The sequence below is a fragment of the Kineococcus gypseus genome (genome assembly GCF_050871305.1).
In the GTDB taxonomy this organism is placed as follows: domain Bacteria; phylum Actinomycetota; class Actinomycetes; order Actinomycetales; family Kineococcaceae; genus Kineococcus; species Kineococcus gypseus.
The window spans coordinates 22,710-35,760 of record NZ_JBJLRD010000019.1 but is presented as its reverse complement, the minus strand read 5'-3'; the positions used below and the strand labels follow the sequence as shown (position 1 = coordinate 35,760).

Genomic DNA, 13,051 nt, shown 5'->3' with positions numbered 1-13,051 from the left:
GCGCAGAGCTCGAGAGCAGGGGAGGGGCGGTCGTGCCGTCGCTGGACGAGGCCGTGGCCGGTGCGCTGGAGGCCGTCTTCGCCGACGAGAGCCGCTCGGCCGGCCTGGTGCTGGAGGCGGTCTCGGTGGCCGCGGCCGGTCGCCGCCGGGTGGTGCGGGTGGTGGTCGACCTCGCGGGCGACGAACCCGGCGAGGTGGACCTGGAGGCCGTCTCGACCGTCTCCACGGCCGTCTCCGAGGCGCTGGACGCCTCCGACGTGCTGGGCTCGACGCCCTACACCCTGGAGGTCACCTCCCCGGGCGTGGAGCGCCCGCTGACCACCCCGCGGCACTGGGCGCGGGCCACCGGCCGCCTCGTGCGCGCGGTGCTCGCGGACGGCACGGCCCTGCTGGGGCGCGTGCGCTCCGTGGACGCCGACGGCGTGCTGCTGACGCTGGAGCCGCAGCCGGTCAAGGGCCGCCCCCCGCGCGCCGCGGACGTCGGCGCGCCGCGCGAGGTGCCCTTCGCGCAGCTGGTGCGCGGCGAGGTGCAGGTGGAGTTCCGCCGCGCCGACGGCCCCGACGCGGACGGCCCCGACGCGGACGACGACCCCGAGGACGTCGACGACGCCGCGGACGACGGGCTGGACGACGAGCTGGACGAGCTGGACGAGCTGGACGACGCGGGACGCGAGGGCGAGCAGTGAACATCGACATGGCGGCGCTCCGGCTGCTGGAGCGCGAGCGGGAGATCCCGTTCGAGGCGCTCGTGCGCGCGATCGAGCAGGCGCTGCTCATCGCCTACCACCACACGGAGGGCTCGCAGCCGCACGCGCGCGTGGAGCTGGACCGCTCCACCGGCGAGGTGCGGGTGCTGGCGGCCGAGCGCGACGCCGAGGGCGCGGTGGTGCGCGAGCACGACGACACCCCCGCCGGCTTCGGGCGCGTCGCGGCCACCACGGCCCGGCAGGTGATCCTGCAGCGCCTGCGCGACGCGGCCGACGAGCAGGTCCTGGGCGAGTTCGCCGGCACGGAGGGCGACATCGTCTCCGGGGTCGTGCAGCAGGGCCGCGACCCGCGCGTGGTGCAGGTCGACCTCGGCGCCCTGGAGGGCGTGCTGCCGCCGGCGGAGCAGGTGCCGGGGGAGGAGTACCGCCACGGCAGCCGGCTGCGCTGCTACGTGGTCAGCGTCAAGCGCGGCCCCAAGGGCCCGCAGGTGGTGCTCTCGCGCTCGCACCCCAACCTCGTGCGGCGCCTGTTCGCGCTGGAGGTGCCCGAGGTCGCCGACGGCACCGTGCAGATCACCGCGCTCTCGCGCGAGGCGGGGCACCGCACCAAGGTGGCGGTGCGCGCCACGCGGGCGGGCGTGAACGCCAAGGGCGCCTGCATCGGGCCGATGGGCCAGCGCGTGCGGGCCGTGATGGCCGAGCTGCGCGGCGAGAAGATCGACATCGTCGACCACAGCGACGACCCGGCGCGGTTCGTGGCCAGCGCGCTGTCCCCGGCGCGGGTGACCTCCGTGGAGGTCGTCGACGCCGAGGCGCGCTCGGCGCGGGTCGTGGTCCCCGACTACCAGCTGTCCCTGGCCATCGGCAAGGAGGGGCAGAACGCCCGCCTGGCCGCGAAGCTGACCGGCTGGCGCATCGACATCCACCCCGACACCGAGCAGCCGCCGGGCGAGCGGGCGGGCGCCGGGCCGCGCTGAGGCGCGGCGCCGCGGGCACGGGCGGGCGGGGCGGGCGCCCGCGACCCGCCCGAGCGCGGGGCAGCGCTACACTGTCCCCATCGCTACACTCGTCGAGTCCGGTCGTCCTGCCCGGCGCCCCTCCACCTCCGCCGTGCCCCCCGCCTCACGCAGCGCGGGTCGGGAACAGGCGCGGACGTGCGTGGGTTGCCGACAGCGGGGCTCCCGGTCCGCGTTGCTGAGGGTCGTCGCCGCCGGTGACGGGGACGTGCTCCTCGTCGACGAGCGACGCCGGCTCCCCGGCAGGGGCGCGTGGGTGCACCACAGCACCGCGTGCCTGGACCAGGCGGAGAAGCGCCGGGCCTTCCCCCGGGCGCTGCGCCGCCCCGGTCCCCTCGACACCTCCGCTCTGCGCTCCTTCCTGGAGCGGTCGAGCGGGGCGGTCACCACCACCACCACCGATGAGAGCGGGTCGAACAGCTGATGAGCACCCGATGAGCTCGTGCAGATGAACCCCGACGACTGACGACGGTCCGCGCCCGGTAGTGGTGTCCCGGACCGAGACAGGAGAGATGTGGCAAAGGTCCGGGTCTACGAACTCGCCAAGGAGTTCGGAGTCGAGAGCAAGGTCGTGCTGGCCACGCTCAAGGAGATGGGCGAGTTCGTCCGGTCGGCGAGCTCGACCGTCGAGCCGCCGGTCATCCGCCGGCTGAAGGACAGGTTCCCCGCGGACGGCGCCGGCAGCGGCGCGCGTCCCACCCCGGCGGCGAAGCCGGGTCCCCGCCTGCCGCAGGGCGCCCGGCCGGGACCGGTGCGTCCCGCCGCCCCCGCCCCCGCCCCCGCTGCGCCGGCCCCCGCGCCCGCCCCCGCCGCGCCCGCGGCCGGCGGTGCCCCCTCGGCGCCGTCCGCCCCCGTGCCCGGCCCCGCCCCGGCGCGCCCGGTCACGCCGGCGCCCGCCCCGGCGGCCCCGTCGGTCCCGGCGGCTGCGGCCACCCCCGCCTTCCAGGCCCCCGACGCCCCGACCGCGCCGCAGCAGCGGCCCGCGGCCGGCGGTGCCGCGCGCCCGGTGCCCGGCGGCGTGCGCCCGTCCACCCCGCCCGCCGGCGGTGGTCCCGGTGCCGCCGCGCGCCCGGGTGCCCGTCCGGGCGGTCCCGCGGCCCCCGGCGCCCGTCCCGGCGCTCCCGGGGCCCCCGGCGGGCCCGGGGCGCGCCGTCCCGGCCCGCCCGAGCGCGCCGAGCGCCCCCTGCCCGGCGGTGAGCGCCCCCGCGGCGAGCGCCCCGAGCGCGGTGACCGGCCCGAGCGCGGCGAGCGCCCGGCCGCCGGTGCCGGTCGTCCCGGCGCCCCCGGGGCCGGCCGCCCCGGCGCGCCCGGCGGTGCCGGCCGTCCCGGCGCCCCGCGCCCGGGCAACAACCCGTTCGCGACGAGCCAGGGCATGCCCCGCCCGCAGGGCGGTCCGCGCCCGGGCAACAACCCGTTCGCGAACAGCCAGGGCATGCCGCGCCCGCAGGGCGGTCCCCGTCCGGGTGCCCCCGGCCCCGGCGGCCCGCGCCCGGGCGCTCCCGGCCCCGGCGGTCCCCGTCCCGGCGGCCCGCGCCCGAACCCCGGCATGATGCCGGCGCGCCCGACGGTCGGCCGTCCGGGTGCTCCCGCCGGTCGTCCCGGCGCTCCCGGCCGCGGCGGTCCCGGCGGCGGGCGCGGCGGCTTCGGCGGCCGTCCCGGTGGCGGCACCGGTGGTCCCGGTGGCACCGGTGGCGGCGGCTTCGCCGGCCGTCCGGGTGGTCCCGGCCGCGGTGGCCGCGGCGGCACGCAGGGCGCCTTCGGGCGCGCCGGCGGCCGTCCGGTGCGCGGTCGCAAGTCCAAGCGCGCCAAGCGCCAGGAGTACGAGGCGATGCAGGCCCCCTCGGTCGGGGGCGTGCAGGTCCCGCGCGGGGACGGCTCGACGGTCGTGCGCATCCGCCGCGGCGCCTCGCTGACGGACTTCGCCGAGCGCATCGACGCGAACCCCGCGTCGCTGGTCACGGTGCTGTTCCACCTCGGTGAGATGGCCACCGCCACGCAGTCGCTGGACGAGGACACCTTCCAGCTGCTGGGCGGCGAGCTCGGCTACGTCGTCGAGGTCGTCTCCCCGGAGGACGAGGAGCGCGAGCTGCTCGCCGGGTTCTCGATCGACCTGGACGCCGAGCTGGAGGCCGAGGGCGACGACGAGCTCGAGGCGCGCCCGCCGGTCGTCACCGTCATGGGTCACGTCGACCACGGCAAGACGAAGCTGCTGGACGCCATCCGCTCCACCGACGTGGTGGCCAAGGAGGCCGGCGGCATCACCCAGACCATCGGCGCCTACCAGGTCACCAAGGAGCACGAGGGCGTCGAGCGGGCCATCACCTTCATCGACACCCCGGGTCACGAGGCCTTCACGGCCATGCGCGCCCGCGGTGCGAAGGTGACCGACATCGCGATCCTCGTGGTCGCGGCGGACGACGGCGTGATGCCCCAGACCATCGAGGCGCTCAACCACGCCCAGGCGGCGGACGTGCCGATCGTGGTCGCGGTCAACAAGGTCGACAAGGAGGGCGCGAACCCGGCGAAGGTCCGGCAGCAGCTCACCGAGTACAACCTGGTGGCCGAGGAGTACGGCGGCGACACGATGTTCGTCGACGTCTCCGCGCGCCAGGGCACGGGCCTGGACGACCTGCTCGAGGCGGTCCTGCTCACCGCGGACGCGGCGCTGGACCTGCGGGCGAACCCCCACAAGGACGCCCGCGGCGTGGCGATCGAGGCCAACCTCGACAAGGGCCGCGGCCCCGTCGCCACGGTGCTGGTGCAGTCCGGCACCCTGCGCGTCGGCGACGCCATCGTGGCGGGCACCGGTCACGGCCGCGTGCGCGCCATGCTCGACGAGCACGGCAACCAGCTCGCGGAGGCGACCCCGTCGCGCCCGGTGCAGGTGCTGGGCCTGACGTCGGTGCCGGGTGCGGGCGACACGTTCCTCGTGGCCCCCGACGACCGCACCGCGCGCCAGATCGCCGAGAAGCGCGACGCCGCCGAGCGCAGCGCCATGCTGGCGAAGTCCCGCAAGCGCATCAGCCTGGAGGACTTCACCAAGGCGCTGGAGCAGGGCAAGGTCGAGACCCTCAACCTCATCCTCAAGGGTGACGGGGCCGGGTCCGTCGAGGCCCTCGAGGACGCGCTGCTCAAGATCGACGTGGGCGAGGAGGTCGAGCTGCGCGTCATCGACCGCGGCGTCGGCGCCATCACGAAGAACAACGTGAACCTCGCCGTCGCGTCGAACGCGATCATCCTGGGCTTCAGCGTGCGTCCCGAGGCCCAGACCCGCGAGTACGCCGAGCGCGAGGGCGTCGACATCCGGTACTACTCGGTCATCTACCAGGCGATCGAGGACGTCGAGAACGCCCTGCGGGGCATGCTCAAGCCGGAGTTCGAGGAGGTCCAGCTCGGGACGGCGGAGATCCGCGAGATCTTCCGCTCCTCGAAGTTCGGCAACATCGCCGGCTGCCTCGTCCGGTCGGGCGTGATCCGGCGCAACACCAAGGCGCGCGTGCTGCGCAACGGTGTCGTGCACGGCGACAACCTGACCATCGAGTCGCTGCGACGGTTCAAGGACGACGCGACCGAGGTCCGCGAGGGCTTCGAGTGCGGCATCGGCCTGGGCTCGTACAACGACCTCCAGGTCGACGACGTCATCGAGACGTTCGAGATGCGGGAGAAGCCGCGCGGCTGACGCGGTGACCACGGCCGGGGCAGGACCTCCCTCCTGCCCCGGCCGTTCCCGTCCGCACCCGCGGACGGGTGGACGGCGCCGCGGGGGAGGCCGCACCCCCCGACGTGTTCACAGGCACCCTGACGTTCGACCTGCTCCTCGGCGACGTGCACTCCCTCAAGGGCAAGCGCAGCCTGGTGCGGCCCCTGGTCGCCGAGCTGCGCCGCTCCTTCGACGTGGCCGCCGCCGAGACCGGCTCCCTCGACCTGCACCGTCGCGCCGAGGTGGCGGTGGCCGTCGTCGCGCCCGACGGCGCCCGCTGCACCGACGTGCTGGACCGCTGCGAGCGCCTCGTGGCGGCCCACCCCGAGTTCCAGATCCTCTCCACCCGGCGGCAGTTCCTGTCGTCGGACGACTGAGCACCTCCAGGAGGGAAGTCCCGTGGCGGACCCCACCCGCGCCCGCAAGCTCGCCGACCGCATCAAGGTCGTCGTCGCCGAGGCGCTCGAGAAGCGCGTGAAGGACCCCCGGCTGGGGTTCGTCACCATCACCGACGCTCGGGTCACCAACGACCTGCAGCACGCGACGCTGTACTACACCGTCCTCGGCACCGACGAGGAGCGCGTGGGCACGAAGGCGGCGCTGGAGAGCGCCAGGGGCGTGCTGCGCGCCGAGGTCGGCCGGCGCACCGGCGTGCGCCTGACCCCGACGCTGACCTTCACCGCCGACGAGGTCCCCGAGACGGCCACCCAGATCGAGGACCTGCTGCGGGCCGCGGCCGAGCAGGACGCGCGCGTGGCCGCGCTGGCCGCCTCGGCGCAGCCGGCGGGCGAGGCCGACCCCTACAAGCGCCCCGTCGAGGACGACTTCGACGAGGACGACGACCTCGAGGACGACGAGGACGACGAGGAGGGCGACGGCCTCGACGCGGACCACCTCGAGGAGGACGAGGACGACCTCGACGAGGACGAGGACGACGCGCTCGGCGGGCACCCCGTCGCCTGAGCCGCGCAGCCGCCCGCGCACGGCCGCGACCGGTGCCCGCGCCCCCGCACGCCGCGGGAGCGCGGGCACCGGTGCGTTCGGGCCCGGGTGCCCGGTCGGGCGCCGGTGCGGCCGTCGCCTACGGTGGGCCCCTCCCGCGGGCGTCGCGGGAGCACGCGCAGCGGACGGAGCGGGCATGGCGACGGTGGACGGGGCGCGCCCGGAGGTGGGCGACGGGGTCCTCGTCGTCGACAAGCCGGCCGGCTGGACCAGCCACGACGTGGTGGGCCGCTGCCGGCGGCTGCTGGGCACCCGCCGCGTGGGGCACGCCGGCACGCTGGACCCGGCCGCGACGGGGGTGCTGGTCCTGGGCGCCAACCGCGGCACGAAGTTCCTCACGCACCTGGTGGCGCACGACAAGGCGTACACCGCCACGGTGCGCCTGGGCCTGGCCACGACCACCGACGACGCCCAGGGCGAGGCGCTGGGCGAGCCGGCCGACGCCACGGGTCTGGGGGAGCCGGCCGTGGCCGCGGCCGTGGCGGCCCTGACGGGCGCGCTGCTGCAGGTGCCCAGCTCGGTCAGCGCCATCAAGGTGGCCGGCGAGCGCTCCTACGCGCGGGTGCGCGCCGGGAAGGCGGTCGAGCTGCCCCCCCGGCCGGTGACCGTCTCGCGCTTCGCGGTGCTGGGGCGGCACGAGCGCGCCCCGTTCGTGGACCTCGACGTGGAGGTGGAGGTCTCCAGCGGCACGTACGTGCGCGCGCTGGCGCGCGACCTGGGCGCCGCGCTGGGCGTGGGCGGGCACCTGACGGCGCTGCGCCGCACCCGCTCGGGCCCCTTCACCCTGGCCGAGGCGCGCACCCTGGAGCAGGTCGAGGCGGCTCCGGCGGTGGTGCCGCTGGCCGAGGTGGCCCGCCGGCTGTTCCCCGTGCGCGACCTCGACGACGCCGAGACCGCCACCGTGCGCCACGGCGGGTTCCTCACCCCGCGCGGGGCCGGTGCGCCGGGCGAGCCGGGTGGGCCGGGCGGGCCGGGCGCCGGTGAGGGCCCCGTCGCGGCGTTCGCGCCGGACGGGACCCTCGTGGCGCTGCTGCGCGAGACCGCGCGCGGCACCCGCCCCGTGCTGGTGCTCACCCCCGCCGGGTGAGCCGCGCACCTCAGAACAGCGTGTAGCCGCCGTCGGTGACGACGACGGCGCCGGTGGAGAAGCTCGCCGCGTCCGAGGCGAGGTAGACCACGCTGGCGGCGATCTCGTCGGGGGTGGCGTAGCGCTGCATGGGCGCGTCCTCGATCCACATGCGCCGGAACCGCGGCTCGTCGACGGGCGCCATGTCCGTCTTGACGTAGCCCGGCGCCAGGGCGTTGACGCGGATGCCCAGCGGCGCCCACTCCGCGGCCAGCGACTTCGTCAGCTGGTGCACCGCCGCCTTCGAGGCGTTGTAGACCGGCTGCATCTGCGGTCGGTTGACGATGTGCGCGCTGATGGAGCCGATGTTGACGATGCTGCCGCCGCCGTGCTCGGCCATCCACCGCGCGGCGACCTGGCTGGGCAGCCACACGCCCTTGAGGTTGGTGGTGATGACGTCGTCGTACTCCTCGTCGGTCACCTCCAGCGCGGGCCGGTGCACGCACGTGCCCGCGTTGTTCACCAGGACGTGCAGCCCGCCCAGCTCCTCGGTGGTGCGCGCGAGGGCGGCCTCCACCTCGGCGCGGTCGGTGACGTCCGCGCGCAGCCCCAGCGCCCGCCGCCCGGTCGAGGCGGCGATCTCCTGCGCCGCCGCGACCGAGCGCGCCTCGTCGCGGGCGGCGACGACCACGTCGGCGCCGGCCTCGGCCAGCGCCTGCGCGAAGGCGCGGCCCAGCCCGCGGTAGCCGCCGGTGACGAGGGCGACCTTCCCCTCGAGGGAGAACCTGTCCAGCACGCCGCTCACGCGTCCTCCTGCCCGGTGGGCTCGACCCGCTCGGTGGGGTTGACCACGACGACGGCCTTCATGCTCAGCGGGTCGGAGTCGGCGTTGAGCGCGTCCTCGACCTGCTCCAGCGGGTAGCGGGCGGTGACCATCTCGTCCAGGTGCACCGCGCCGGAGGTGAACAGCGCGATGCCGCGCGGCCAGGTGTCCACGTAGCGGAAGACGCCCGTGACGGTGATCTCGCGGCTGGCGATGAACGTGACCGGCAGCGCCATCTCGTCGGCGCCCAGGCCCACGAGCACCGCCGCCCCGCCCGGGCGCAGGGCCCGCAGGCCGGACTGCACCGCCGGCGTGGCGCCGGAGCAGTCCACGAACGCGTCGGCCCCCAGGGCGGCGATCTCGTCGGCGTCCTCCACGGGGTGCAGGGCGCGGGTGGCGCCGAAGGACGTGATGCGCTCGCGGCGCGAGTCGACGAAGTCGGTGACGACGACGTCGGCGGCCCCGCGCGCGCGCACCGCCTGCGCCACCATCGCCCCGATGGGCCCGGCCCCGGCGACGAGCACGCGGTCGCCGGGGGTGGTGCCGGCCTTGTGCGCGGCCCACAGGCCGACCGAGAACGGCTCGAGCAGCGCGGCCGCGTCGTCGGACATCGCGTCCGGCACGACGTACGCCATGTCGGACGGGGCGGTGACGTAGTCGCAGAACGTGCCGTCCACCGGCGGGGTGGCGTAGAAGACCATGTTCGGGCACAGGTTCATCCGGCCGGACTTGCACGCCCGGCAGCGCCGGCACGGCACCTGCGGGTCGATCGCCACGCGCTCGCCCACGCGCGCACCGGGCACGCCGCGGCCGACGGCGACGACCTGCCCGGAGACCTCGTGGCCGAGCACGAGGGGCTGTTCGACGACGAAGTCGCCGATGCGCCCCTCCTTGTAGTAGTGCACGTCCGAGCCGCACACGCCCACGGACGCGACGCGCACGAGCACCTCGCCGTCGCCGGGCTCGGGGACGGGCCGCTCCTGCAGCTCGATGACGCCCTTCTCGACCAGCACGCTCGCGCGCATGGTCGACGGGACGGCGGTGGTGCTCATGCCTGGTCCTCCTCCGTTGGGGTCCGGGTCGCCGGCGGGGACGCCGGCCGCGTCAGCGGATCGTGTACCCGCCGTCGACGACGAGGTCGGTGCCGTTGACCATGTCCGAGGCGCCCGACGCCAGGAACAGCGCGGCGCCGGCGATCTCGCGGGGCAGCGCGAAGCGCCCGGTGGGGATGGCGGCCCTGGCCGCGTCGCCCTTCGGCCCGCTCCACGCCTTGCGGCCCAGGTCGGTGAGCACCACGGTCGGCGAGATCGAGTTGGCGGTGACGCCGCGGCCGGCCCACTCCGAGGCCAGCACGCGCGTGAGCCCGACGACCCCGGCCTTGGACGCGCAGTACGCGGCGTGCCCGTCGAGGGCCACGGAGGCGGCCTGCGAGGCCATGGTGATGACCTTGCCGTGACCGCGCTCGAGCATCCCGCGCCCGACCTCGCGCGCGGTCAGGAACGTGCCGGTGAGGTTGATGGCGAGGGTGCGCGTGAACGCCGCCGGCTCCAGCTCCTCGGCCGGGGCCAGGTCCACGATGCCCGCGCAGGTGACCAGCACGTCGATGCCGCCGGTGGCCGCGAGCGCGTCGGCGGTGAAGCGCGCGGTGGCGGCCGGGTTGGACACGTCGCCGGCCAGGCCCAGGGCCCCGCCGCCGAGCTCGGCGGCGCGGCGCTCGGCGGCCGCCCCGTCCAGGTCGACGACGACCACGCGCGCGCCCCGCTCGGCGAAGACGCCGCCGATGGCGCTGCCGATGCCGGAGGCACCACCGGTGATCAGCGCCACGCGCCCGTCGAGGCGGAAGCCGAGGTCGACGTCCTCGTCCCGCGGGCCGGGGTCCTGCCCGGCGTCGTCCGCGGTGGTCCCTGCTGCGCTGCTCATGACCGTCCCTCTCCCGCTCCGTCGCGTGGTGACGAACTGCATGCTTCGAAGTCCTTGCACATCCGTCAACCTCACTGCTCACATGAGCACGTGGGACCGGAGGAACTCGCGGAGACCGTGGCCATCGCGCGCCGCCACTACGTCGACGGCGTCTCGCGCGTCGACATCGCCGCCGAGCGCGGCCTCTCGCGCTTCAAGGTGGGCCGGGTCCTGCGCACGGCGCTGGAGCGCGGCATCGTGCGCGTGGAGGTGCGCGCGCCCGCCGGGGTGGACCACGAGGTCTCCGAGCGGCTGCGCCTGCGCTACGGGCTGCGCCGCGCCCTGGCGGTGCAGACGCCCGACGAGTCCTCGGTGCGCGCGGAGCTCGGTCAGGTCGCCGGGGAGCTGCTGCGCGAGGTCGTCGGTCCCGACGACCTGCTCGGCGTCGACTGCGGGCGCACCCTGCGCAGCACGACCGGGCACCTGGCCGGCATCGCCGCCTGCGACCTCGTGCAGATCACCGGCATGGGCGGTGCGCTCGGCGACACCGGGCCGGACATCACGCGGGCCGTCAGCGAGCTGACCGGCGCGCGCGTGCACTCGCTGTTCGCGCCGATCGTCGTGCCCGACGCGCGCACCGCGCGCACGCTGCTGCAGGCACCCGCCATCCGCGCCACGCTGGCGGCGTGCTCGCGCGTGACGCGCGCCGTCGTGGCCGTCGGCGCGTGGGACCCGCGGCTGTCGCAGATCCCCGCGCTCATCGGAGCCGAGCAGACGCGCCGCTTCGCCGCCGAGGGCGTGGTGGGGGAGACCGGTGGGCTGCTCGTGGACGCCGAGGGCCGGCGCGTGCGCGGGCTGGACGACCGGCGCATCGCGCTGACGGAGGAGCAGCTGCGCGCCGTGCCCGACGTCATCGCCGTGGCCGGCGGCTCCGGCAAGACCCTGGCGGTGCACGCGGTGCTGCGCTCGGGGATGGTCTCCTCGATCGTCACCGACGTGCACCTGGCGCGCAGGCTGCTCGCGCGGGCCTGACACGCCGCGCCCGGCCCGGCGGCGGTGGCCGCCGGGCCGCCCGCCTCAGCGGCGCCGCTCCAGGTAGTACCGGATCAGCGCGGCGGTGGAGGGGTCCTGCGCCTCCAGCGCCGCGGTGTCCCCGGTCAGCGCCGGGGCGATCTCCACCGCGAGCTTCTTGCCGAGCTCGACGCCCCACTGGTCGAAGCTGTCGATGCCCCACACGGCGCCCTGCACGAACGTGACGTGCTCGTACAGCGCGATGAGCTGGCCGAGCACCGACGGGGTCAGGTCCGGCGCCACGATCGAGGTGGTGGGCCGGTCGCCGGAGAAGACCCGCGCGGGCACGACCTCCTCGGCGGTGCCCTCGGCGCGCACCTCCTCGGCGGTCTTGCCGAACGCCAGCGCCTTCGTCTGGGCGAAGAAGTTCGCCAGGAACAGCGCGTGCACGTCGGTGTCGCCGTCGCGCAGCGGGTGCGCGGGGTTGGCGAACGCCAGGAAGTCCGCGGGCACCAGGCGGGTGCCCTGGTGGATGAGCTGGTAGAAGGCGTGCTGGCCGTTGGTGCCCGGCTCGCCCCAGAACACCTCGCCGGTGCCGGTGGTCACCGGCGAGCCGTCGTAGCGCACCGACTTGCCGTTGGACTCCATCGTCAGCTGCTGCAGGTACGCCGGGAAGCGGTGCAGCAGCTGCGAGTACGGCAGCACCGCGTGGGTGTGCGCGTCGCAGTGGTCCACGTAGTAGACGTTGAGCAGGCCCATGAGCAGCGGCACGTTGCGCTCGGGCTCGGCGGTGCGGAAGTGCTCGTCGACGGCGTGGAAGCCGGCGAGGAACTCGCGGAAGCGCTCGGCCCCGATCGCGACGGCCAGGGAGGTGCCGATGGCCGAGTCCACCGAGTAGCGCCCGCCCACCCAGTCCCAGAACCCGAACGCGTTGGCCGGGTCGATGCCGAAGGCCTCCACCTTCTCCAGCGCGGTGGACACGGCCACGAAGTGCTTGGCGACGGCGCCGCGGCGGGCCTCGTCGTCGTCGGCCAGCGCGCCGGCGGCGGCCAGGCGCTCCCACAGCCAGGTGCGCGCCAGGCGCGCGTTGGTCAGCGTCTCCAGCGTGCCGAACGTCTTGGAGGCGACGATGAACAGCGTCGTCTCCGGGTCCAGGTCCGCCGTGGTGCTCGCCACGTCGGTGGGGTCGATGTTGGAGACGAAGCGGCACCGCAGGCCCTGCTGCACGTACGGCTGCAGCGCCTCGTACGCCATGACCGGGCCCAGGTCGGAGCCGCCGATGCCGATGTTGACGACCGTGGTGATGCGCTTGCCCGTCACGCCCGTCCAGGCGCCCGAGCGCACCTGCTCGGCGAAGCCGAGGAACTTCTCCAGCTCGCGCTGCACGTCGGCGTCGACGTCCTGCCCGTCGACCACGAGCGGCGGCTGCGCGCCCGCGGGCCGGCGCAGCGCGGTGTGCAGCACGGCGCGGTCCTCGGTGACGTTGATGTGCTCGCCGGCGAACATCGCGTCGCGCCGGGCCAGCACGCCGGTCTCCTCGGCCAGCTGCAGCAGCAGGCGCACCGTCTCGTCGGTGACGAGGTTCTTCGACAGGTCCACGTGCAGGTCGGCCGCGTCGAACGTCAGCCGCTGCGCGCGCTGCGGGTCCGCGGCGAACCAGCCGCGCAGGTCGGGGGTGGTGCCGGCGCGGTGCGCGGCCAGGGCCGCCCACGCGCTCGTCGTCGTCGGGTCGACAGGTCCTGCGTCCACGTGTGCGCCTCCAGCTCGTGCCCCGGGCCTCGGCCCCGGTCCTCCGGTCTCGTGCCGCACGAGACGTTAGCCACGTCG

12 protein-coding genes are annotated in these 13,051 nt (G+C 75.9%); 8 read left to right on the top strand and 4 right to left on the bottom strand.

What is annotated here, in order from left to right; translation table 11 throughout:
* The first annotated feature begins 32 nt into the window (after positions 1–32).
* From rimP to truB, 7 genes are all read left to right on the top strand, one after another.
* The gene (rimP, locus tag ACRYMN_RS09355) at positions 33–686 is read left to right on the top strand and encodes a ribosome maturation factor RimP (RefSeq protein ID WP_432494277.1); all 654 of its coding nucleotides are present in this window, start codon (positions 33–35) and stop codon (positions 684–686) included.
* A complete protein-coding gene (nusA, locus tag ACRYMN_RS09350; RefSeq protein WP_432494275.1) occupies positions 683–1,684 on the top strand; it encodes a transcription termination factor NusA in 1,002 nt (333 codons plus the stop codon). Before rimP ends, nusA begins: the two co-directional genes overlap by 4 nt.
* A 133-nt stretch (positions 1,685–1,817) precedes the next feature.
* Positions 1,818–2,147, top strand: a complete 330-nt coding sequence (locus ACRYMN_RS09345) for a YlxR family protein (protein WP_432494273.1) — start codon at positions 1,818–1,820, stop codon at positions 2,145–2,147.
* 90 nt (positions 2,148–2,237) lie between these two features.
* A complete protein-coding gene (gene infB, locus ACRYMN_RS09340) occupies positions 2,238–5,402 on the top strand; it encodes a translation initiation factor IF-2 (RefSeq protein ID WP_432494271.1) in 3,165 nt (1,054 codons plus the stop codon).
* Between the two features lie 104 nt (positions 5,403–5,506).
* On the top strand, positions 5,507–5,800 hold the full coding sequence (locus tag ACRYMN_RS09335; RefSeq protein ID WP_432494354.1) for a DUF503 domain-containing protein: 294 nt from the start codon (positions 5,507–5,509) through the stop codon (positions 5,798–5,800).
* Between the two features lie 22 nt (positions 5,801–5,822).
* Entirely contained in the window at positions 5,823–6,386 is a 564-nt protein-coding gene (gene rbfA, locus ACRYMN_RS09330) for a 30S ribosome-binding factor RbfA (RefSeq protein WP_432494270.1), read from the top strand.
* Between the two features lie 175 nt (positions 6,387–6,561).
* Positions 6,562–7,512: a tRNA pseudouridine(55) synthase TruB gene (truB, locus tag ACRYMN_RS09325; protein ID WP_432494268.1), complete on the top strand. Its 951-nt coding sequence runs from the start codon at positions 6,562–6,564 to the stop codon at positions 7,510–7,512.
* Between the two features lie 10 nt (positions 7,513–7,522).
* Here the strand turns inward: truB and ACRYMN_RS09320 are convergent, their stop codons facing one another.
* From ACRYMN_RS09320 to ACRYMN_RS09310, 3 genes are read right to left on the bottom strand one after another with little or no spacing between them, the layout of a single operon-like run.
* Entirely contained in the window at positions 7,523–8,296 is a 774-nt protein-coding gene (locus ACRYMN_RS09320) for an SDR family NAD(P)-dependent oxidoreductase (RefSeq protein ID WP_432494266.1), read from the bottom strand.
* Positions 8,293–9,366, bottom strand: a complete 1,074-nt coding sequence (locus tag ACRYMN_RS09315) for an NAD(P)-dependent alcohol dehydrogenase (protein ID WP_432494264.1) — start codon at positions 9,364–9,366, stop codon at positions 8,293–8,295. The genes ACRYMN_RS09320 and ACRYMN_RS09315 overlap by 4 nt, the downstream gene beginning before the upstream one ends.
* 52 nt (positions 9,367–9,418) lie before the next feature.
* A complete protein-coding gene (locus ACRYMN_RS09310; protein ID WP_432494262.1) occupies positions 9,419–10,234 on the bottom strand; it encodes a GolD/DthD family dehydrogenase in 816 nt (271 codons plus the stop codon).
* Between the two features lie 90 nt (positions 10,235–10,324).
* Between ACRYMN_RS09310 and ACRYMN_RS09305 the strand changes: the two genes are divergently transcribed.
* Complete coding sequence (locus ACRYMN_RS09305) at positions 10,325–11,245, top strand: sugar-binding transcriptional regulator (protein ID WP_432494260.1); 921 nt, start codon at positions 10,325–10,327, stop codon at positions 11,243–11,245.
* Between the two features lie 45 nt (positions 11,246–11,290).
* Here the strand turns inward: ACRYMN_RS09305 and pgi are convergent, their stop codons facing one another.
* The gene (gene pgi, locus ACRYMN_RS09300) at positions 11,291–12,973 is read right to left on the bottom strand and encodes a glucose-6-phosphate isomerase (protein ID WP_432494258.1); all 1,683 of its coding nucleotides are present in this window, start codon (positions 12,971–12,973) and stop codon (positions 11,291–11,293) included.
* Between the last annotated feature and the right edge of the window lie 78 nt (positions 12,974–13,051).

What these genes read in the sequence shown, in the direction of transcription:
- truB (WP_432494268.1), top strand. Translation starts at nt 6,562, where the DNA reads ATGGCGACGGTGGACGGGGCGCGCCCGGAGGTGGGCGACGGGGTCCTC.
- ACRYMN_RS09315 (WP_432494264.1), bottom strand. Translation starts at nt 9,366, where the DNA reads ATGAGCACCACCGCCGTCCCGTCGACCATGCGCGCGAGCGTGCTGGTC.
- ACRYMN_RS09310 (WP_432494262.1), bottom strand. Translation starts at nt 10,234, where the DNA reads ATGAGCAGCGCAGCAGGGACCACCGCGGACGACGCCGGGCAGGACCCC.